The organism is Bartonella sp. B30(2025) (assembly GCF_053793825.1).
In genome coordinates, this window is the sequence record NZ_CP200034.1 from 1215308 (window position 1) to 1236104 (window position 20797).

Below are 20797 nucleotides of genomic sequence, written 5' to 3' on the forward strand. Positions count from 1 at the left end.
TACCAACCGTAAAGTTTTTCCCTTTGGAATATAATCAATGTGAAGTTTTAAAATTGTTACCCTAATCTATATATAGTACTCTACGTTCAAAAATGAGGCTTTTTAAAGAGAAACCAAAAAGAAGTCAAAGAGGGGATTGTTCTAAGAAATAAAAATATATTGGTTCATCTTTCCAAACAGTAAACCCACGGGAGGGAAATATGTCGGAAAAAATCTATCCAATACCAGCGAATATCAAAAAAGATGCTTTGATTAATGAAGATACCTATAAAAAATGGTATCAAGAAAGCATCCATGACCCAGAAGCTTTCTGGGCAAAACACGGGCAACGTATTGAATGGTTTAAACCTTATACAAAAGTAAAAAATACCTCCTTTAACGATAATGTTTCAATCCAGTGGTATGAAGATGGTATTACAAATGTTGCCTATAATTGTATTGATCGCCATTTAAAAAATCATGGTGAAAATATTGCTCTTATTTGGGAAGGCGATAATCCTTACCATGATAAAAAAATAACTTACAATGCGCTTTATGAACATGTTTGTCGTTTTGCCAATCTTTTAAAAAAACGCGGTGTAAAAAAAGGCGATAAGATTACTATTTATCTCCCGATGATCCCTGAAGCAATCTACGCTATGCTTGCCTGCACCCGCATTGGCGCTATTCATTCGGTTATTTTTGCTGGTTTTTCTGCTGAAGCAATAGCAGGACGCATTATTGATTGCGAATCAACCTTCATTATTACCGCCGATCAAGGCTTGCGTGGAGGAAAACGGATTAACTTAAAAGAGAATATTGACCACGCTATTAATATAGCAGCCCGCCAGAACGTACATGTCAATCAAGTTATGGTTATCCGGCATACCAATGAAAAAATTGATTGGATAAAAGGACGTGATTTTTGGTATCATGAAGAAATATCTCATGCCAAAACAGACTGTCCACCAGAAAAGATAAATGCTGAAGATCCGCTTTTCATTCTTTATACTTCTGGTTCAACAGGCAAACCAAAAGGTGTTTTGCATACAACAGGCGGTTATCTTGTTTATGTCTCGATGACACATCAATATGTTTTTGATTATCGTCCTAATGAAATTTATTGGTGTACTGCTGATATTGGCTGGATCACTGGTCACTCTTACTTAGTTTATGGACCTTTGTGTAACGGTGCGACCACTTTAATGTTTGAAGGGACACCAACTTTTCCTAATCAGAGCCGATATTGGGAAATTGTTGATAAGCACAAAGTCAATACGCTCTACACTGCACCCACAGCTATTCGCGCATTAATGGGTGCAGGAAATTCATTTGTTGAGCGCTCTAAAAGAACATCTCTTCGTCTGCTTGGCTCCGTAGGAGAACCTCTTAATCCAGAAGCATGGAAATGGTTTTATCATACAGTCGGAAACAGCCGCTGTCCCATTCTTGATACATGGTGGCAAACAGAAACCGGAGGACATATGATTACCCCTCTACCTGGAGCAACACCACTTAAACCAGGATCAGCCACACGCCCTTTTTTCGGTATTCAACCTCAAATCGTTGATACAAAAGGAAATGTTTTGGAAGGTGAAGCAGAAGGCAATCTCTGCATTATTGAATCCTGGCCAGGTCAGATGCGCACCCTCTATAATGACCATGAGCGTTTTATACAAACCTATTTTTCTACATATAAAGGAAAATACTTTACAGGTGATGGTTGTAAACGCGACCATGACGGTTATTATTGGATTACAGGACGTGTTGATGATGTTCTCAATGTCTCTGGACATAGATTGGGAACAGCTGAAATTGAATCGGCACTTGTTTCTCATCCTGCAGTTTCAGAAGCAGCTGTTGTGGGTTACCCTCATCCCATTAAAGGACAGGGAATTTATAGTTTTGTCAGCTTAATGGAAGGCAGAACTCCAAGTGAAGAGTTAAAAAATGAGCTTATTCAGCATGTTAAACAAGAAATAGGGTCCATTGTCCTGTTGGACAAAGTTCAATTTGCCTCTCAACTACCCAAAACGCGATCGGGAAAAATCATGAGACGTATTTTGCGAAAAATCGCCGAAAATGATTTTAACACTCTAGGAGATATTTCAACTCTTGCTGAACCACAAGTCATTGATGATCTTATTGCCAACCGTCAAACTTAAAAAAGTTATTGTTCATGCAAAAATATATCCTTTTTAATATTAATGAACATATTCAATATGTTAGATGAACATTCTTTGCGTAAAAATCGGCTAAAGTAATTTTTGACAATCTAGGAGATATTTCAACTCTTGCTGAACTACAGATCATTGATAACTTTATTCCCAACCGTCAAACCTAAAAAAGTTATTGTTCATACAAAAACACGAACAATATCTGTCTTAGTGTTTTTGCTAGAATCGCTCTAATATTCCTGTTAAAATTATCAATGAAATAAAAAAAAGAGAAATATAGTAATTGATGATATTTTTGCATTATTTAAACACAGAGAACATCTCTCAATACAAACGAAGAACTTAAAAAAGAAAATATTCAGAATGATTAAATATAAATACTCATAAGAACATAACATAATGATTACAACGTACCCTATATACAATTCAATATAGAAGCAGAAGTGGTAACAAACAGTGATTCATTTTGAAAATGTCGGTTTGCGTTATGGAATGGGACCTGAAATCTTGCGTGATATTAGTTTTCACATCCCTCCTGGTTCATTTCAGTTTTTAACTGGCGCTTCTGGAGCAGGTAAAACATCGCTAATGCGTCTTATGTTTTTAGCACTTAAGCCAACCCGTGGACATATTGATTTATTCGGCACAGATACAGCATTGCTTAAACAAAAAGAACTTCCTGCATTACGGCAACGTATTGGAGTTGTTTTTCAGGATTTTCGCTTACTTGATCACATGACCACATATGAAAATGTCTCTCTACCCTTGCGCATTAAAGGATTAGAAGAATCAACTTACCGCAGTGAAGTAGAAGATCTTTTATGTTGGGTAGGTCTTGGAAACCATATTCATGTTTTACCACCCGTTCTTTCTGGTGGAGAAAAACAAAGAGTGGCAATTGCACGTGCACTGATTGATCAACCTGAAATCCTGCTCGCTGATGAGCCAACAGGAAATGTTGATCCACCCTTGGCAAAGCGTCTATTGCGTTTATTTATCGAATTAAACCGTTTTGGAACTGCTGTTGTCATTGCCACCCATGATGTTGCACTTATGGAAAAAGTCGCAGCGCGGCGTATGATTCTCCATAATGGACGGATGACAATTCATGAATAAATCTTTCCCGATTTTTACAAACAATAACAAGCATACAACCGCTATTATTCCTAGAGATAATATTTCTGGACAAGCGCTCGTTGCTGTGATCGCTATTATGACCTTTTTATCAAGCTTAACCTTAATTGGTGTGGATTTAATGCAACGTGCTGCTGACAATTGGAACAATCAAATTAGTCATGAAGCAACAATTCAAATACGCCCCGTGGAAAATGTTGATATCGAAAAAGCTCTTCGTGATGCAGTTAAATTGGTTACAACATTTCATGGTGTAAAAAGCGCGACAATTGTTGATAAAAAATCCACCGAAAAATTGCTTGAACCGTGGCTTGGAACAGGCTTAAATTTAAATGAATTACCACTTCCTCGATTAATCATCGTAACACTAAAAGAGGGTGAAAAGATTAATTTTCACGCAATTAATCAAGCAATTAAAACAAAAATCCCAGGAGGACAGTTTGACGATCATAGTATGTGGATAGACCGTTTTGAGAAAATGGCGCATATCACTGTTGTTATTGGTTTTTCAATTTTAATATTGGTTCTCTGCTCATTAATACTCACAATCATTTTTGCCACACGCAATGCATTGGCAGAAAATGCACATATTATCAATGTATTATACTTTCTTGGCACTGAGTCACTTTTCATTGCTCGACAATTTGATTGGCATTTTTTTAAAACCGCATTCCGTGGTGCATTATACGGCGGTGCAGGGAGTATATTCTTATTTAGTATATTCATTTTTTGGACAAGCTATAATCTAGGAACAGTCGAAGCCAGCCAAATCACTGCTTTGTTTGGAAATATTTCCATAACGACTATACCTTATGAAAAAATCATTTTCCTGATTTTTTTTGTTTCTTGTCTTACAACACTGACAAATCGAATGACGATTTTAACACAACTTAAAAAAATTTATCAATGTGAAGACGGCTTATTTTAATTTATGATGAACAATTCCCACGATCTCAAATCAATAAAGCAAGATCATTTTGCGTATCAAAAGCAAACCCCATATGTAGAACGTCGTTGGAATTTGTTCCGCTATTTCCCACCGACAACACTTTATCTTTTAATGATAATGGTCTGCTTTTGTATTGGATTTGTTATCTTTTCTGAAAAAACTGATCAGCTTCAACCACAAGATCCTTTGCCGAAAGCAGATGCCATCATTGTTTTAACAGGTGGAGAAAATCGAATAAAAACAGGAATTAATCTCTTGAAACAGGGTCTTGGTTCGCGCTTACTTATTAGCGGCGTCAACACAACAACGAATTCCGACAGCCTTATATACACCAACCATATTGATTACAGTCTTTTTACCTGTTGTATTGACATTGGAGATAAAGCAATAAACACAAAAGGAAATGCGGAAGAAAGCACAGCTTGGATCAGAAAATATAATTATAAAACAGTTTATATCGTCACCCATGATTACCACATGTGGCGCTCTCTACGTGAGCTTAAATATTTAATGCCTGATATCAATTTTATCTCTTATCCTGTTAAAAATAACGATATTGAAAATACGATACAGCAAATCAATCGAATACGCATTCTGGCATCCGAATATATTAAAACTATCGGGGTCTATATCAGAACGATATTCTAATCTGTCCGCATCCGTTTTCTGTAAATTTTTTTAAGTCCGCATAAATTAAGAGTTCTTTCTTATAAGATATATTCGCTTTTACGCAACAATGATCACTTCAATATTATAACATCCGTCTGTATTGAATGGGTCCTTTTCCTTTAACTGCGTTCTTTTATAAAGATTTTAAAGCGCTTTTCAGAACAAAAATGCTGTTTTTAAATCAATTTTAAATAGATTTTTTACAACAACAAAAAAATCTTACTTCCCTGCTCACCATTGTGTTAAAATTAACATTCCATACAACAAGAACATCACCGTTTTTATGTACACTCAAAGCTTTAATGCTCGAGAAATAAGATGTTTTTCATGCTTTTTTGAAAACGTCCTTAAAATTTGACCAATAAATCAATTTTAGACGATTGCACCCCTTTCAATCAGAGTTTTTCTTTACATGAAATACCTCAACCCAAGAGCTAACCTCATGTCAGAATAACTATGATGATTCTCTCCTAGCTCTTTTTTGCAAAATTGATAACGCTTAATCACGTGAAAGAGCAACAACAGGATCAAGCCGTGAAGCTTGCCGCGCTGGCGAAAAGCCAAAACACAGCCCAATAGCCGTTGAAAAAGCGAGAGCGGTAATGATTGAATCAATTGTATACATGAAAGGGATAGGCGCATTAAACAATATAAACAACCCTCCGATAGAAAATCCTAAAAGAACTCCTAAACCACCACCAATCACGCAAACCAAAATGGCTTCAATTAAAAACTGCCGCAAAATATCACTTTGACGTGCACCCACTGCCATACGCACCCCAATTTCATTGATGCGCTCAGAAACAGTAACAAGCATAATATTCATGACTCCAATACCACCAACAATCAATGAAATTGCAGCAATTGAAGACACTAAAAGCGTTAAAATATGTGTATTCTCGATGATACGATTGCGAAATGCTTCAGAGTTTCTAATGAAAAAGTCTTTTTCACCATGTCGAGCCATTAAAAAACGCTGTACCATATCTTCCGCTAAACGCGAATCAACATTGTCAGCAATCTTCAAGGTAATCGCACGAACATCTGTAGTTCCAAGAAAACGTGTTTGCACTGTTGTGTAAGGCAAATAAATTTGCAGCGTATTTGACGACGTATCCATCTTATTGTTTGGAGCCACAACACCAACAATCCGCGCTGGAACTTTACCTATAAGCACCACTTTTCCAATAGCACTCTCGCGACTATGAGGGAAAAGAACAGGTATTGCTTCTTTTTCTATGACTAAATCAACCGCTCGATCACGTACGCTTTTGCTATCAAATAACTGCCCTTCAACAGCACTAAGCCCTTGTGTTTGGAAGAACTGCTCTCCCACTCCTGCAATCACCGCATTCACTTCAATTGTATTAAAACGTATCTTAGAGCTTGCTGAAATCTGCGGTGTGACACCAGAAACATAAGGTAATCCTGCAAGAGCTTCTGCATCAGCCTCAACCAAACTGGTTATTTTATTTGCTTGTGGATCAGAAAAGCTTTTTCCAGGAAAAATTGTCAATGTGTTAGAGCCTAAACTCTTAAAATTTTCTAGAATTTTTTCTCGTGTACCATTTCCTAAAGCCACCATTGCAATAATCGCACCAATCCCGATAATCACCCCAAGCATTGTTAAAAAAGTGCGCATTCGGTGCGCATTCATTGCCAACAAAGCCATAACAAAAGCTTCACGAAAATGCTCAACAAAAGAATGAAAAAATCCAAATTTGTGTTGCTCGTTTAAATTTTCCTTTTGATAAAGAGGCTTACTCTCTTTTTCTGTTTTTGCAGTGTTTAAGAGATTATCAGCAATAATTTCTCCATCGCTTATTTCAATAATACGTTCTGCTTTTTCTGCTACCTGCATATCGTGGGTTACAATAATAATGGTGCGCCCTTCTTTATGTAGCTCATCTAAAATACGCAATACTTCTTGACCACTTTTTTTATCTAATGCACCGGTTGGCTCATCTGCAAGAATGACCTCAGCATCATTGATGAGTGCACGAGCAATAGAAACACGTTGTTGCTGTCCCCCTGAAAGCTGATTTGGACGATGATTAATCCTACCTTCCATACCTAAACGTATTAAGAGATCCTGTGCACGTTTTTTTCTGACTTGAGCAGAACATCCTGCATAAATAGCTGGAATTTCAACATTACCAAGAGCTGTCAATTCATTCAATAAATGATACCGCTGGAAAATAAATCCAAAATGGTTGCGCCGCAAAGCCGATAGCTCATCAGAGGTAAGAGTTGCTGTTTCTTTCCCGGAAATCCAGTAACGACCGGAACTTGGTCGATCAAGGCATCCTAAAATATTCATCAATGTGGATTTTCCTGAACCAGAAGCTCCCACAATGGCCACCATTTCACCACGCTTAATAGTAAGATTGATGTTGTTCAAAACAGTGACAAAATTTTCCCCCGCAGGAAATTTGCGCACGATATTTTCCAAAACGATTACAGCATCCGTTTGCTCTGGTTTCATATTTTAGATCTCATCCTTATCGTCGTGCATATTAGAAGCATCTAATCCCCTTTCACTGCGTGAACCTGTGATAACCACATCTCCTTCATTTAACCCTGAGACAATCTCTGCCATCACTTTATTATTGAGCCCAACTGTTACCTGTTTTGCAATCACCTTCCCATTCACAAGAAGAGAAACCCAAGCTTTACGCTCTTTTGTCATATCACGTAAGGCATCACTTGGCACAACCAAAACATCTTGAACACGGCCTAAGATAATATGGACTTGCGCTGTCATATAAGTACGTAAAAAATTATCCTTATTATCAACATGCGCAATCCCGTTATAATAAATAGCAGATGATGCTAAAGCACTAGAATTTCCAACCATACCAGGGTTAATACTCACATCAGAGCGAATTGATTCAGGAGCAGGCTCTACCCGTTCTAAAATGCCATCATAGCGGCGTTGTGAATCACCTAAAACGGTAAAATACAAAGATTGTCCGGTACGAACTTTTAGAATATCTGCTTCTGAAATTTGCGCTTTAATTGTCATCTTTGATAAATCACCTAAAATAACAATTGTTGGTGCTGACTGCACTGCATTCACATTCTGTCCTTCTTCTACAACTGTTGCTAAAACAGTTCCGGCTGAAGGAGCCGTCACGCGCGTATAACTCAGGTTAACCTCTGCACTATTTACGTCGATTTGTGCTTGAGCAATCTGCTCACGAAGCTGGATAATTTGCGCTTCACGTATTCTGACTTGTGCTGTAGCATCATCAAAGTTAGCCCGTGAAATAGCACGCGCTTCAATCAATTGTTTTTGACGATCTAAATTTTTTTGTGCAAGCGCAAGATGCGCTTCTTGTTCTGATAAACTCGCATAATAACGCGCTAAAACTGCTTTTTTTCTTTTTAAATCATTTTCCTGATCTGTAGGATCAATTTCCGCTAAGAGATCTCCTTTTTTCACAACAGTTCCAGGAAAAACATTCATTGATATAACACGTCCTGTTGCACGTGCACCAACAGCAACTAACCGATAAGGACGTACAATACCAGAAGCTAAAACACTTTCCTCGATATCACCCCGTTTAACCACCGCTGTCATATAAATCGGTTTAGAACTTTCACAAGAACGCAACCATAACAAAATGATTACAAGAAAAAGACCTCCTAAAAATAAGGAAAGTTTTTTGCGCTTCATAATAAAATTTTTGATTAATTTTTTTTTCATTGCCTTACCTTTGTGCGCACATGTGTAACACCATCAACGACTTCTGGACGTGATACATCAACCATACCGTCCCAGCCACCACCCAAGGCTTTCATTAGAGCAATATATTGGGTAGCTAAAGCAATCCGGCTATCTTTAAGCGCCATTTGCGCAGAATAATAAGAACGATCAGCATTTAACAATTCAAGAAAACTGATGGTTCCATTTTCAAAAAGACGTTGTGAAAGCTTTAATGAATGCAAAGAAGCGGAATCTGCCACAATCAACTTTTTTAAGCGCTGGTGTTCTTTCGTCAATCTCACAAGCGCATTTTCTACATCTTCTAATGCCTTCAACACAGCAGCCCGATAAGCAATAAAAGCTTGATCACGCTGCGCACGTGCCACCGCTACAGAAGCTATAATTTGTCCTCCATTAAAAAAAGGAAAACGCAGATTGGGTCCAAAAGACCAACCAATTGTTGCATTTTTCCATAACTGATCAATTGTTTCTGCTACTGTTGAAATATTACCGGTTAAGGTCAGGGATGGATAACGCTCTGCTTCACGCTGACCAATGCGCGCTGTTGCTTGCGCATATTGACGTTCTGCCCGTCGTAAATCTGGGCGTGTTAATAAAATATCAGCAGGAATTCCCGCTGCTATCGGCCAATCTGGTTGTGGAATTTTAATATTTTCGGCATCTTTTTGTAAAAGATCATTCAAAGCCATAGGCACACGGCCTACTAAGACAGAAAGACGATGAATGCTCATAGCCAAATTCGCTTCTGTCTGTGATATATCTGCCTCTGTATTTGCCATTTGTACTTGTGCATTTGAAACATCAAGCTGTGAAATTTCACCAGCATTGAACTTAGAACGCACCAATTCTAATGTTTTACGTTGTGATGAAGCAATTTGTTTCATCAGCAACAATTTTTGTTGCCAACCACGCACTTGAATATAATTTGTTGCCACATCTCCCACTAACGTTACCATTGTGGCACGCATATCTTCCTCAGCAGCATCAATACCATAACGCGCAGCTTCAATCGCACGTTTATGTTTGCCAAAGAAATCAAGCTCCCAGCTCGCATCAAAACCGCTACGATACTGATTAAAAAATGTATCAGATAATTCAGAATTGCGCGTTCCTGAAATTGAACTTGATAAACTTGGTAAAAGATGCCCTACTACTTGCCCTAAACCGGAACGCGCTTCACGGATCCGTGCTTTGGCAAGAGCAACATCATTACTTTCAGAAATCGCACCATTTATTAATATATTTAAAATAGGATCATCTAAACGCTTCCACCATCCTGCAAGTACAACGGGATGTGTAGATATTTGTGAAGGCTGCTGTCCCCAAACAGACGGAACCTTAAAAGATGCTTTACGGTAATCAGGACCAACTGTACATCCTGAAAAGACATAGAGACATAAAGGTATAATACAAAAAGAATTTTTAAAAGCTATCCGCTTTAGACTTCTGATGTGCACCCACCTATACATTGATTCTCCCGCATTTTTTTTCAGAATCACCTTATGAACATTTTGTTTACAAAGCTCTTATTTCAAATTTATCGTGAAAAATCAAATGTAGTTTGTATTGGAACGTGGTCTGAAGGACGATCCCATCCTCGTGCATCACGAAAAATCTTAAGATCAGCAACAAAAGGAACTAAATCTGGAGAAGACCAGATATGATCAAGCCGTCGACCACGGTCAGAAAGTGCCCAATCACGCGCTCGATAACTCCACCATGTGTAAAGCTTGGTTGGAGCAGGAAAGTGCCTGCGCACTAAATCAACCCATCCCCCTTGAAAACATAAAGCTTGTAAACGCTCAGTTTCGATTGGTGTATGACTTACGACATTTAACAACTGTTTATGAGACCAAACATCATCTTCCAAAGGAGCAATATTGAGATCACCTACTAAAAGAGAAGATAAATGGCCCCTTTGATCCACTTTAATAGACGACATTTCTTCTAAAAAATCAAGCTTATGACGAAATTTCTCATTTACATCAGCATCAGGCACATCACCACCTGCGGGAACATAAAAATTATGAATCTGTACCGACTTGCCATACGCCTCAACAATAACTGAAATGTAACGACAATCTTGCTTTTCGCAAAAAAAGCGTGTCTCAACATTTTTAAGCGGCAAACGAGAAATAATTGCCACACCATTATAAGATTTTTGTCCGCTCACGGCGATATGCGCATAACCTATCTCTTCAAAAGCCCCACGTGGAAATAAATTATCTGGACATTTTGTTTCTTGTAAACACAAAATATCGACATCAAATCTGTTAAGATATTGAAGAACCTGTGCAAGACGCAAACGAATAGAATTGATATTCCAAGTAGCAATACGAAAAAACATCAATTTCAATTCCGATGACGCGATACTGCACTGTGTTTATAAGGGAGCTTAAACATCCCATCCACAAACCTAACACCCGTTCGCACATTCATGATTTGAACAGTGGTTTCCAAATTTTGTTGGTCAATGATTGTCCATTGTCGTAAAGCATAGCTTTTAGCATCAAAAACCATTTTTATTTGTCCTCTCCCAATCGTATCATCACGCAAAACTATCGTTATTGCTCCTGGATCTTCACGAAATGCTAATAAACGTCCTGATGATAAATCAATTTTATTACCCAACAAAAACTTCATTGGCGTCTGAGAAAGATTGGAAAAATTCCAAGTATTGAGAGCGCGATTATTAATGCCCACAAATTTTCCGTCCGCAATAATTTGTAGAGGCAATTGTTTATATGCAAAACGAATCTTTCCTGGGCGCTCTAAATAAAATTTTCCCTCGGTTACTTTTCCCTTTGGACTAAACTGAATAAAATCACCCGTCATTGTTTTAATAGCAGCAAAGCGGTTAGCAATATTTTGTGCACGTGCCACCTGATTAGGAGACTGAGAAAACGCAGGAAAAGCTATGAACAAAAAGACAATAACTTTAGCAAACCAAAATGTTCTTCTACACGTTTTCATAAAAATACTCCCAAGCAATGTCTTTTCGCCTTCACTATTCCTGACAAATGATGAATAGATGCTCTTTTTAAAGTATATTTTTTGAAAAAACTACTAAAAGACTTTGATTTCAAAAGAATCCTTTAGAAAATAGAAAAATTTTTCATTTAATGATATCATAAACGAGACCAATGCATCTTTTCTTCCATATACTTAATGCAGGAAGCCGCATGAATTATAATATACTCTCTCAATGCTGCTGAAGATAAAAAATGAAAGCTTTGGCTATCACAAAAAACAACAATAATAGCTTTGAATATACAGCTTGATTATAAAGGTTATCAACTGCAGCAGCATAAAACGTCAAGAACAACAGCAGCAAGCTCCCCTCCTGTTTCTTATGTAGTGATTTTTAAATCATCAAACACTGCTGCTCTTTTGAAAAGCATAAAAACAGCCCAATTTCGTCATTCAATCTCATCATTGATAGCACAAGGCACTAAAATTTCTCGTTTACCAGCATGATTAGCTGGACTAATAATCCCTTCTTCTTCCATACGCTCAATGAGAGAAGCAGCACGGTTATAACCAATCCCTAAACGGCGTTGAATATAAGAGATGGAAGCTTTGCGATCACGAAGGACAACAGCAACAGCTTGACTATAAGGATCATCGGCTGCAGGAGTATTAAGAGCAACATCAGCCCCATGTTCTGCAGTGTCTTGCGTAATAGTTTCCAAATAATCAGGAACGGCTTGAGTTTTAAGATGCGCTACAACCTGTTCAACTTCATCATCAGCGACAAAAGGTCCATGAACACGCTGAATGCGTCCTCCCCCCATCATGAAGAGCATATCGCCTTGCCCCAATAATTGCTCAGCTCCCTGCTCACCAAGAATTGTTCGGCTATCGATTTTTGAACTCACAGAAAAAGAAATGCGTGTGGGAAAATTGGCTTTAATTGTACCCGTAATCACATCTACTGAAGGACGCTGTGTAGCCATAATCACATGAATACCAGCAGCACGTGCCATTTGCGCTAAACGTTGAACTGCACCTTCAATGTCTTTGCCGGCAACCATCATTAAATCAGCCATTTCATCAATAATGACAACGATATAGGGCATGGGACTTAAATGAAGTGTTTCCGTCTCATAAAGAGGTTCACCAGTCTCGTGATCAAACCCCACTTGAACTGTACGCGATATTGCCTCACCCTGATTTTCCGCGTCCTTAAGACGCGCATTAAATCCATCAATATTTCGTACCCCTACTTTTGACATCTTGCTATAGCGCTCTTCCATTTCGCGAACAGCCCATTTAAGTGCAATAACCGCTTTTTTAGGATCTGTTACGACCGGTGTTAATAAATGTGGTATCCCATCATAAACCGAAAGTTCCAGCATTTTAGGATCCACCATGATTAAACGACATTTCTCAGGTGTCATGCGGTACAGAAGAGATAAAATCATCGTATTAATCGCAACAGATTTTCCCGATCCTGTTGTCCCTGCCACCAAAAGATGTGGCATTTTTGCTAAATCCGCAATGACAGCTTCACCACCTATTGTTTTTCCCAAAGCAAGCCCTAATTTTGCTTTGCTATCCACGAACTCCTTCGCCTGCAAAATTTCTCTTAAATAAACCATTTCACGTATTGCATTGGGCAATTCTATTCCTATTACATTGCGTCCAGGAATAACAGCAACACGCGCGGATATCGCACGCATTGAACGCGCAATATCATCTGCTAAACCAATGATACGAGATGACTTAATTCCAGCAGCTGGCTCAAATTCATACAAAGTCACCACCGGACCAGGGCGTGCATCAATGATTTTTCCCTTAACTCCAAAATCTGACAAAATTCCCTCAAGTTCACGAGAATTTGCTTTTAAATGAGCAGGAGAAAGTTTTGCATCTTTTGTTGCTGGTGCAGGTGCTGAAAGATAGTCCAAACTCGGAAGCACAAAGCTTCCTTGTGGGGAAGAGATTAAAGGCTTAACAACACGATTTTTAACAGAAGAACTCGATACAGTATCCTCAGAAGCGTCATATCTTATTTTTTCGTCTTTTTCATCAAAAAAAACTGGTTCAACCCGATCAAATGATTTTTCTTTTTTCTTATTTTTACGGTTGAAACGAAAAAGATGGAACAATCTTGCTTGTAAAAAGTAAAAAAGATGCAAAACTGCTCCAAAAGTTGTAGCCCAAAAACCGTGACGGGCTTCATCTGCAAAATCTTCTGCATCTTCTATAGCTTCTGCATCTTCTTCTAACATATCAAAAATTGGATCTGCAGTTTCAATCTTTTGGATAGTGTTTACTTTTCTTTTTTTTGTATCGCGCCGCCACACGACATTGCCAGCAAAAGCAGCCATAAAAAAACTAAAAAGTGCAAGAATAATTCCCAAAATTACGTTCTGAAAAGAGGAAAGAACAGAAGGAAAAATGAAATAGATAGCACTTAAAATTTTATCACCCAAAACGCCTCCAAAGCCTATTGGCAATGGCCAATAGGTAAAAGAGGCAAGAGGAGTCATCAGAGAAAAAGAAACAAGAAAACAAATTGTCGAAAACACCCACAAGAAAAAGCGAAAAATTAAATTATGGATATCTTTTTGTGCTAACAAAAGAAACGACCAAAAAAGTGGTGGCAACAAAACAGGAAGACTTGCTAAACCAAAAAACTGCATAAACAAATCTGAAAAAATTGCTCCTGGCAGTCCCATCAAATTTGTAACTTCATTGGTGTTTGAATGTGTTAATGAAGGATCTGCTATATCCCAAGTTGCCAAAGCTACAATACAAAAAACAATGAAGCCAAAAAGCCCAAGCCCTATGAACACGCCGATTTGGCGCAAAAACATTTTCATAAGGCGTGATCTTTGAGCACTTTGTGCTTCTAATAAATCATAAGGAGAAGAGCTCTGATGCATTCATCGACCCCAAATATAAAATCTTTAAGCTTAATACTTCAAATAAAAAGTTATGCTTTAAAAATGTTAACACTGTTTTAACCATTATAACTACAACTATTTCCTTTAATATTATGCAAAAAATGTTATGAAGTAAAAGTATCGATTTTGTTTAAGATATATAAAAAATAATAAACTGTGCGAAAGTGAAAAGAAACGTTGTGCATTTTGATCCCAATAAAAATATAAAACAATGTGACCTTCTCATTGCGGGAGGTGGAGCAGTTGGTCTAACGCTTGCAATAGCGCTCAAACAAGCTGCACCCAGCCTAAAAATTAATATCGTTGACGCAACTTCTCAAGACTCTCCCACAGCAAATATCCGAACACTTGCCCTTGCCGCTGCTTGCGTTCGTATGTTTAAACAATTGCAATGTTGGGAACATATAGAATCTTGTGCTCAACCCATTCGTTCAATGATTATTACTGATGCGTATGCAAATGATCCTATAAAGCCAACTTTTCTTACCTTTGAAGGAGATATTACTCCCAACGAACCCTTTGCAACGACAATTGAACATAATAAGCTCATCAGTGCTTTAAAAAAGCGTGTAAAAGATCTTGATATCCCTTTCATCAAAAATGTGCTTGTCACTGATTTTCACCAAGAAGATCAATACACAACGGTTGTTTTAAATAATGAAGAAATCTGGCAAACAAAATTACTTATTGCAGCTGATGGAGCGCGTTCTCAACTGCGCAAAAAAGCAGGACTTAGAAGCTTTTCTCGTGCCTACAAACAAACAGCGATCATATGCACAATTGAACATGAAAAACCCCATCATGGACAAGCAATCCAACATTTCTTACCTACTGGACCTTTTGCTCTTCTTCCTCTTAAAGGGAATCGCTCCGCTATTGTTTGGAGTGAACATTATCAAACGGCTCAATATTACCTCAAAGCTGATGCTCTTATTTTTGAAGCAGAAATCGAAAAACGCATTGGTCACCGATTTGGAAACCTTTCTTGGAACGGCGAACGTCAAGCTTTTCCTTTAACGCTTTCTTTAACACGACAATGTATCAAGCCTCGTTTTGCTCTCGTCGGTGACGCATCTCATACAATCCACCCTATTGCAGGACAAGGACTCAATTTAGGATTGCGTGACAGCGCTGCTCTGGCAGAAGTCATTGTTGAAACAGCGCGATTGGGTCTTGATATTGGGTCTTTCATAGCTCTCGAAAACTATCAACGTTGGAGACGTTTTGAAATTGTACGCATGGCATTGAGTAATGATTGGCTTAATCAACTTTTTTCTAATGATCGCCTCTTTTTGCGAATGTTTCGTGATATTGGTCTTGGAGTTGTCAATCAAATGCCTAAAATGAAAAAATATCTTATTCAAGAAGCAGCAGGACTTACCTCTAATGCTCCTCGTCTTTTACGCGGGCTTCCGCTTTAAGTAAAAATTAAAAATATTTTTCTCTGTTTTTGACCTATTACTAAAACGATCCTTGATAAAAAACTCCTCTTTTTAAAAAGGGATTATCAAATTTTAGATCATTCCAAAACTCTTTTGCTGATTGTTTTATAACAATTCCAATTGGTTTTCTGCTGTGATCTTAATATTATCTAAGATAATATTAAGATCACAGCAGTTTGTGTACAAAAAATAAAACCCTATCATAAAACTTAAAAAGAGAAATATTTTATGATTCAACCATTCGTAAATAATCCATAAATTTGAATGCAATCTTTTATTATACCTGTGTTCTCTTAGCATAGGACTTAAGACCTGCGCTCATTCATTTGTTTTATTTATGTTTAAAATTAGATAAAAAAGATCGCTGAGTTTTTTTGCTTCTCTTACAGCAAAAAAGCTCATCCTCCCTACAGAAAGAATTATACATAACAGACACTGTTTTTTGTCTACACAATTCAAAAAGCTAAAAAAATACTAAAAGCTTTTACTATCCAAATAAGCGTTGCAAGCACATAAAAGAAATAGACACGATCGCTTTCTCTACTTACACTTAAATCCATTATTTATTAATCATATCAATTGAAGAGTTTATCATATTGATTCGATATTTAAGCGTATCAGATCACCAAAAAACACAATCCCCCATTCATAATTACTAATTGTAAATAATTTACAATTGTTGCATATATGTCACGTAACTTCTAATTCTTCAAGCGAATAACCTCTTTCTAACCATTCTTTAATCCACTTAGGTTTACGCCCGCGCCCATTCCATAATTCCCACTGATTATTGGGGTTTCTATAATGACGTTCTTTCTTGATAAGATCAGCAATATCAATGCCATGCGCGCTAGCAATTTCAAGAATTTTTTGCCGTGCATCTTGCTTCTCTTTTGCTTGTCTTTTTTTCAATTCTATATCAATTTGAGCACGTATTTCTTGTAGTTCATCAAGATTCATGTTTTTGAAATCATTCACCTTATTACCTCCCTTTGCAAAAAAGAATTGCATCTTGTCATATTTTAGACACAATTTATAGACAATTTCCCTCCGTTTAGGATCAAAAATATAATTACGATCAATAAAAATTTTTACGGAGATGTACTTTGAAACACAAAAAAAAATTCGTTTGTGCATCAGTTGCTACAGCCGTATCCTTTTTCAATTCGGTTGCTAGGATTGGCAATGAGAGTATACATTCCTTGTTATACTTCTTTAAGTTCCATATATCAGCAAACGAAAATGAATATAAATCGCAACTTTATAAACTATGGCAATATTTGTCAAAGAACAAGCCCTTTATGCATAGCGATATAGTAGTTTATTGTGCTAATAAGGAGCATTTTCATTTGCAGCCATTCTCTACTTCATATGGACCATATTCTCAAAAAGTAAAGTCTATCAAAGGCTGCAATATGGTATCAACATCCATAGCAAATCAAAAAGTATGGTTATCTTTTAGATATAATTTTGTTTTTTGTGGCTTTAATAATCACAGTATTGATCAGCGTGGTATTTTAAATTTTGTCTCATATATTCGTAAGATCGGTTATATACCGATATACGCAAAAAATATTTTGGGGGACAATCAAACTTATCATCGAAAAAAAAGAATTTGGAAACCAAGTGGTTTCATTTCGCTAATTTATAAGTGCAATGTGATGCAGCAATATTTATGGAATTGGCGCAAAATTAATATTTATATTGATAAGTTTTTCTGTAATACGAGGGTGCGCTCATGATTGTACCAGATCTCATGATGTTTGCAACTGCATATGCCCCTTCTATTCATCCCACAAAGTTATCAGCTGTTGTTATGCAAAAGTCTCGGGGTGATCTTGGTACAATAGACATTAACGGTGGTTATAAATTATTGCATCAACCATCCACATTTAAAAAAGCTATTATGACAGCTGAGCAGCTTAAACGTAGCGGATATAGTTTTGACGCTGGTTTAGGACAGATTAATATCAAAAGCTTTAAATGGCTTTGTATGTCTCTCTCTGGTTTGTTTAACCCATGTAAAAATCTTCAAGCTGTGCAGACAGTTTCGGTTCATTGTTATGAGCGCACAGCATTGAAGTATAGTTTTGAGCAAGATGCATTGCAAACTGCTTTAAGCTATTACAAGATAGGGGACTTTAAACATGGTTTTATTAACCAATATGTACAAAAAATTGTTTCGCATGTTGGAACAAGGATTCCCACATTCATCTCTATGAATAATGGAGAGCGAGAATATGTGCAGAGTAAAACTGCAGCGCAAAAACAGACAGTTAAAGTAAAACCTTCTGTTGTTCCACAAAAAGAATTAGCAGACGCATTTAAAAGCAAAGCGAGCAGTGCACAAGATGTCTTTACGGAGAAAACTCCATCTTCTTTTAAAGATAATGAAGATAACGTTTCTACATTTATGAATTAAAATTTCAATTTTGATAAGGTGCAAAAATGAAAACTAGATAAAAGAGTATTAAAGCTCTAATTAGTAAGATTGGAAAAAAATCTATTCTAATTGAGGGCCAAAATAATGAAAATGATAGAACAAAACAGCGTTGATATAGCATTTAATCAAAAGGCAGCACGTGAAATTACAGTCATCATGCGCTCGGAAAGAGAGTGGTACTTTACGTTTGTTGCAGATGATCCAGTAACTGGAAAGCCAAATAAATATGCGCTTCTAACACAAAGGGGGAAATTGAGAACTTGGGTTGATCCAAAGTATCTCTTTAAATTTCTTTATGAGAGAGGCGTTGTTTGTGGGCAGTTCAGTCTTAAACAGGATAAACAGGACACACAATATGAAACAATTAAATATTCTTCAGAAAACAATTAATAAAAAAATTACTTCAACTGCCATACTTGTAACCGCGTTTTTGATGTCTCATCCTGTGTGTGCTCAAGCGCCACAGGGCTTGAATAACGCTAAAACTGCTTTGGAAAAATTAAAGGAGCAATTGGATAAAATTATTCCTATTGCTGCTGCGGTTATACTTTTGTGCTTAGCAATCAGTTACGCAGGACGGTTTATTGAAAAAGATACATTTTTACGTTGGTCAGTGGGCGTTATTCTTGCGGGATCAGCACTGGGACTTGCTGAGATGTTATTTAAGCCACCAGCGTAAACCGTATTTATAAGCGTAAAATATTTTTATTTAAAATAAGACTGGCTTTCAATAACTGAGAACACATCAGTGTGAGTGTGTTTTTTATGATGCAACAAAAAATATTATATTTGTAGCGACTTTAAATCAGGATACATGACATGAAATATTTGAAAACTCTTCAGTCAGAAATGAATAATAAGCTCATCATCACTGTTACAGTTGTGAATGCATTTTTTATAACTCACCCTACATATGCTAAAGATTTGGAAACTGCCAAAAAAGCTCTAGAGGCTCTGCAAAAACAATTGGTAGGTATTGTTCCTATTGCTGCTGCAGTTATACTTTTGTGTTTAGCAATCAGTTATGCAGGACGGTTCATTGAAAAAGATACGTTTCTACGTTGGTCAGTGGGCGTTATTATCGCCGGATCAGCAACAGGGCTTGCCGAGATGTTATTCAAACCAAATTAACGTAAATTATAATGATATAGCGTGAAATATTTTTATTTAAAATAAGGATTAGCACTCCTGTATTGAAAACACATTAGTGTGAATGTTTAATTATAACGCAATAGAAAATATTACTTGTGACAACTTTAATCAGGATACATGACATGAAATATTTGAAAACTCTTCAATCAGAAATGATTAATAGGCTCATCATCGCTGTTACAGCTGTGAGTACATTTTTTATAACTCACCCTACATATGCTAAAGATTTGGAAACTGCCGGAAAAGCTCTAAAGGCTCTGCAAAAACAATTGGTAGATATTGTTCCTATTGCTGCTGCAGTTATACTTTTATGTCTAGCAATCAGTTATGCAGGACGGTTCATTGAAAAAGATACGTTTCTACGTTGGTCAGTGGGCGTTATTATCGCCGGATCAGCAACAGGACTTGCTGATATGTTATTCAAACCAAATTAACGTAAACCATAATGATATAGCGTGAAATATTTTTTATTTAAATAAGATTAGCATCCCAGTAATTATGAATACAGTGAATTATCGATTTATTTGTATTGCAAACAGAGAGTATTAGTTATGATCATTCTAGCTGTAATAAAAAATATGAAATGCTCAAATACTTTTAAAGTAAGAATTGGTCATAAAGTAGATATGGCCTTTATAGCTGCTATCATGTTTTTCGTGACTCAACCTGCATATGTTCAAGCAACAACTCATGATGCCTATCTCTTAATGGGGGTGCATTACGGATTAAGCATGCTTATTCCTATTATTGCAGCTATTCTGTTTGTATTCTTATTAATTATTTATCTATTGCGTTTTATTGCGAAAGCGACATTTCTACGGTGGGCATTTAGTATCGTACTTGCTGGTGCAGCATTTTATCTTAGCAATATATTGTTTTATATTCATTAATGAGGTTGTTCATGAAAATGCAAAAACATGAAGAATTTCCCTTATTTAAAGGAGCAACTCGTGTTCCAACAATTTGGGGTGTTCCCATGATGCCAGCTATCTCTATGGTTATAGGAGTGGCTTCTGTTGCCATGACAATAAACTTTTTTTTGTGGCTCTTTGCACCACCATTATGGTTCATTATGGTGCAAGTTACTAAACATGATGACAAAGCGTTTCGTATCTGGTGGTTGTGGATTGATACCAAATTTCGTAATCGTAACAAGAGCTTTTGGGGTGCATCGAGTTACAGTCCCTCTAATTATCGTAAAAGGAGATAA

19 protein-coding genes are annotated in these 20797 nt (G+C 37.0%); 12 read left to right on the plus strand and 7 right to left on the minus strand.

The annotated features are described in order from the left end of the window. Positions 1–200: 200 nt before the first annotated feature. From acs to V4P55_RS05160, 4 genes are all read left to right on the plus strand, one after another. Positions 201–2144, plus strand: a complete 1944-nt coding sequence (acs, locus tag V4P55_RS05145) for an acetate--CoA ligase (protein WP_455474026.1) — start codon at positions 201–203, stop codon at positions 2142–2144. A 468-nt stretch (positions 2145–2612) separates the two neighbouring features. Further along, positions 2613–3272, plus strand: a complete 660-nt coding sequence (gene ftsE / locus V4P55_RS05150) for a cell division ATP-binding protein FtsE (protein ID WP_455474027.1) — start codon at positions 2613–2615, stop codon at positions 3270–3272. Continuing rightward, positions 3265–4218, plus strand: coding sequence for a cell division protein FtsX (locus tag V4P55_RS05155; RefSeq protein WP_455474028.1), 954 nt, complete (start codon positions 3265–3267; stop codon positions 4216–4218). The genes ftsE and V4P55_RS05155 overlap by 8 nt, the downstream gene beginning before the upstream one ends. A gap of 3 nt (positions 4219–4221) precedes the next feature. Further along, positions 4222–4887: a YdcF family protein gene (locus V4P55_RS05160; RefSeq protein ID WP_455474029.1), complete on the plus strand. Its 666-nt coding sequence runs from the start codon at positions 4222–4224 to the stop codon at positions 4885–4887. 520 nt (positions 4888–5407) lie between these two features. On the opposite strand, the gene V4P55_RS05165 is transcribed toward V4P55_RS05160, so the two are convergent. The 6 genes from V4P55_RS05165 to V4P55_RS05190 form a co-directional block, all read right to left on the minus strand. Further along, positions 5408–7393: a MacB family efflux pump subunit gene (locus tag V4P55_RS05165; protein WP_455474030.1), complete on the minus strand. Its 1986-nt coding sequence runs from the start codon at positions 7391–7393 to the stop codon at positions 5408–5410. Between the two features lie 3 nt (positions 7394–7396). Beyond that, on the minus strand, positions 7397–8617 hold the full coding sequence (locus V4P55_RS05170; RefSeq protein WP_455474031.1) for an efflux RND transporter periplasmic adaptor subunit: 1221 nt from the start codon (positions 8615–8617) through the stop codon (positions 7397–7399). Continuing rightward, positions 8614–10095, minus strand: coding sequence for an efflux transporter outer membrane subunit (locus tag V4P55_RS05175; RefSeq protein ID WP_455474032.1), 1482 nt, complete (start codon positions 10093–10095; stop codon positions 8614–8616). The genes V4P55_RS05170 and V4P55_RS05175 overlap by 4 nt, the downstream gene beginning before the upstream one ends. Before the next feature lie 80 nt (positions 10096–10175). Further along, entirely contained in the window at positions 10176–10985 is an 810-nt protein-coding gene (locus V4P55_RS05180) for an exodeoxyribonuclease III (RefSeq protein WP_455475055.1), read from the minus strand. 5 nt (positions 10986–10990) lie between these two features. Continuing rightward, on the minus strand, positions 10991–11611 hold the full coding sequence (locus tag V4P55_RS05185) for a LolA family protein (protein WP_455474033.1): 621 nt from the start codon (positions 11609–11611) through the stop codon (positions 10991–10993). A gap of 446 nt (positions 11612–12057) precedes the next feature. Next, positions 12058–14529: a DNA translocase FtsK 4TM domain-containing protein gene (locus V4P55_RS05190; RefSeq protein WP_455474034.1), complete on the minus strand. Its 2472-nt coding sequence runs from the start codon at positions 14527–14529 to the stop codon at positions 12058–12060. A 185-nt stretch (positions 14530–14714) separates the two neighbouring features. On the opposite strand from V4P55_RS05190, the gene V4P55_RS05195 reads away from it, so the two are divergent. Beyond that, positions 14715–15971 (plus strand): ubiquinone biosynthesis hydroxylase, encoded by a 1257-nt coding sequence (locus tag V4P55_RS05195; RefSeq protein ID WP_455474035.1) that lies wholly within the window; start codon positions 14715–14717, stop codon positions 15969–15971. Between the two features lie 711 nt (positions 15972–16682). On the opposite strand, the gene V4P55_RS05200 is transcribed toward V4P55_RS05195, so the two are convergent. Continuing rightward, complete coding sequence (locus V4P55_RS05200; protein WP_455474036.1) at positions 16683–16970, minus strand: H-NS histone family protein; 288 nt, start codon at positions 16968–16970, stop codon at positions 16683–16685. A 760-nt stretch (positions 16971–17730) separates the two neighbouring features. On the opposite strand from V4P55_RS05200, the gene V4P55_RS05205 reads away from it, so the two are divergent. The 7 genes from V4P55_RS05205 to V4P55_RS05235 all read left to right on the plus strand — a co-directional run bounded on the left by V4P55_RS05205 (position 17731) and on the right by V4P55_RS05235 (position 20797). Next, positions 17731–18414, plus strand: coding sequence for a lytic transglycosylase domain-containing protein (locus V4P55_RS05205; RefSeq protein WP_455474037.1), 684 nt, complete (start codon positions 17731–17733; stop codon positions 18412–18414). A 105-nt stretch (positions 18415–18519) separates the two neighbouring features. Next, positions 18520–18825, plus strand: a complete 306-nt coding sequence (gene korA, locus V4P55_RS05210) for a KorA family transcriptional regulator (protein ID WP_455474038.1) — start codon at positions 18520–18522, stop codon at positions 18823–18825. Continuing rightward, positions 18791–19114, plus strand: a complete 324-nt coding sequence (gene trwL, locus V4P55_RS05215) for a VirB2 family type IV secretion system major pilin TrwL (RefSeq protein WP_455474039.1) — start codon at positions 18791–18793, stop codon at positions 19112–19114. The genes korA and trwL (V4P55_RS05215) overlap by 35 nt, the downstream gene beginning before the upstream one ends. 140 nt (positions 19115–19254) lie before the next feature. After that, a complete protein-coding gene (gene trwL / locus V4P55_RS05220; protein ID WP_455474040.1) occupies positions 19255–19566 on the plus strand; it encodes a VirB2 family type IV secretion system major pilin TrwL in 312 nt (103 codons plus the stop codon). A gap of 143 nt (positions 19567–19709) precedes the next feature. Continuing rightward, entirely contained in the window at positions 19710–20021 is a 312-nt protein-coding gene (gene trwL, locus V4P55_RS05225; RefSeq protein WP_455474041.1) for a VirB2 family type IV secretion system major pilin TrwL, read from the plus strand. Positions 20022–20138: 117 nt separating this feature from the next. After that, complete coding sequence (locus tag V4P55_RS05230; protein WP_455474042.1) at positions 20139–20477, plus strand: conjugal transfer protein; 339 nt, start codon at positions 20139–20141, stop codon at positions 20475–20477. Positions 20478–20488: 11 nt separating this feature from the next. Next, positions 20489–20797 (plus strand): type IV secretion system protein VirB3, encoded by a 309-nt coding sequence (locus tag V4P55_RS05235; protein ID WP_455474043.1) that lies wholly within the window; start codon positions 20489–20491, stop codon positions 20795–20797.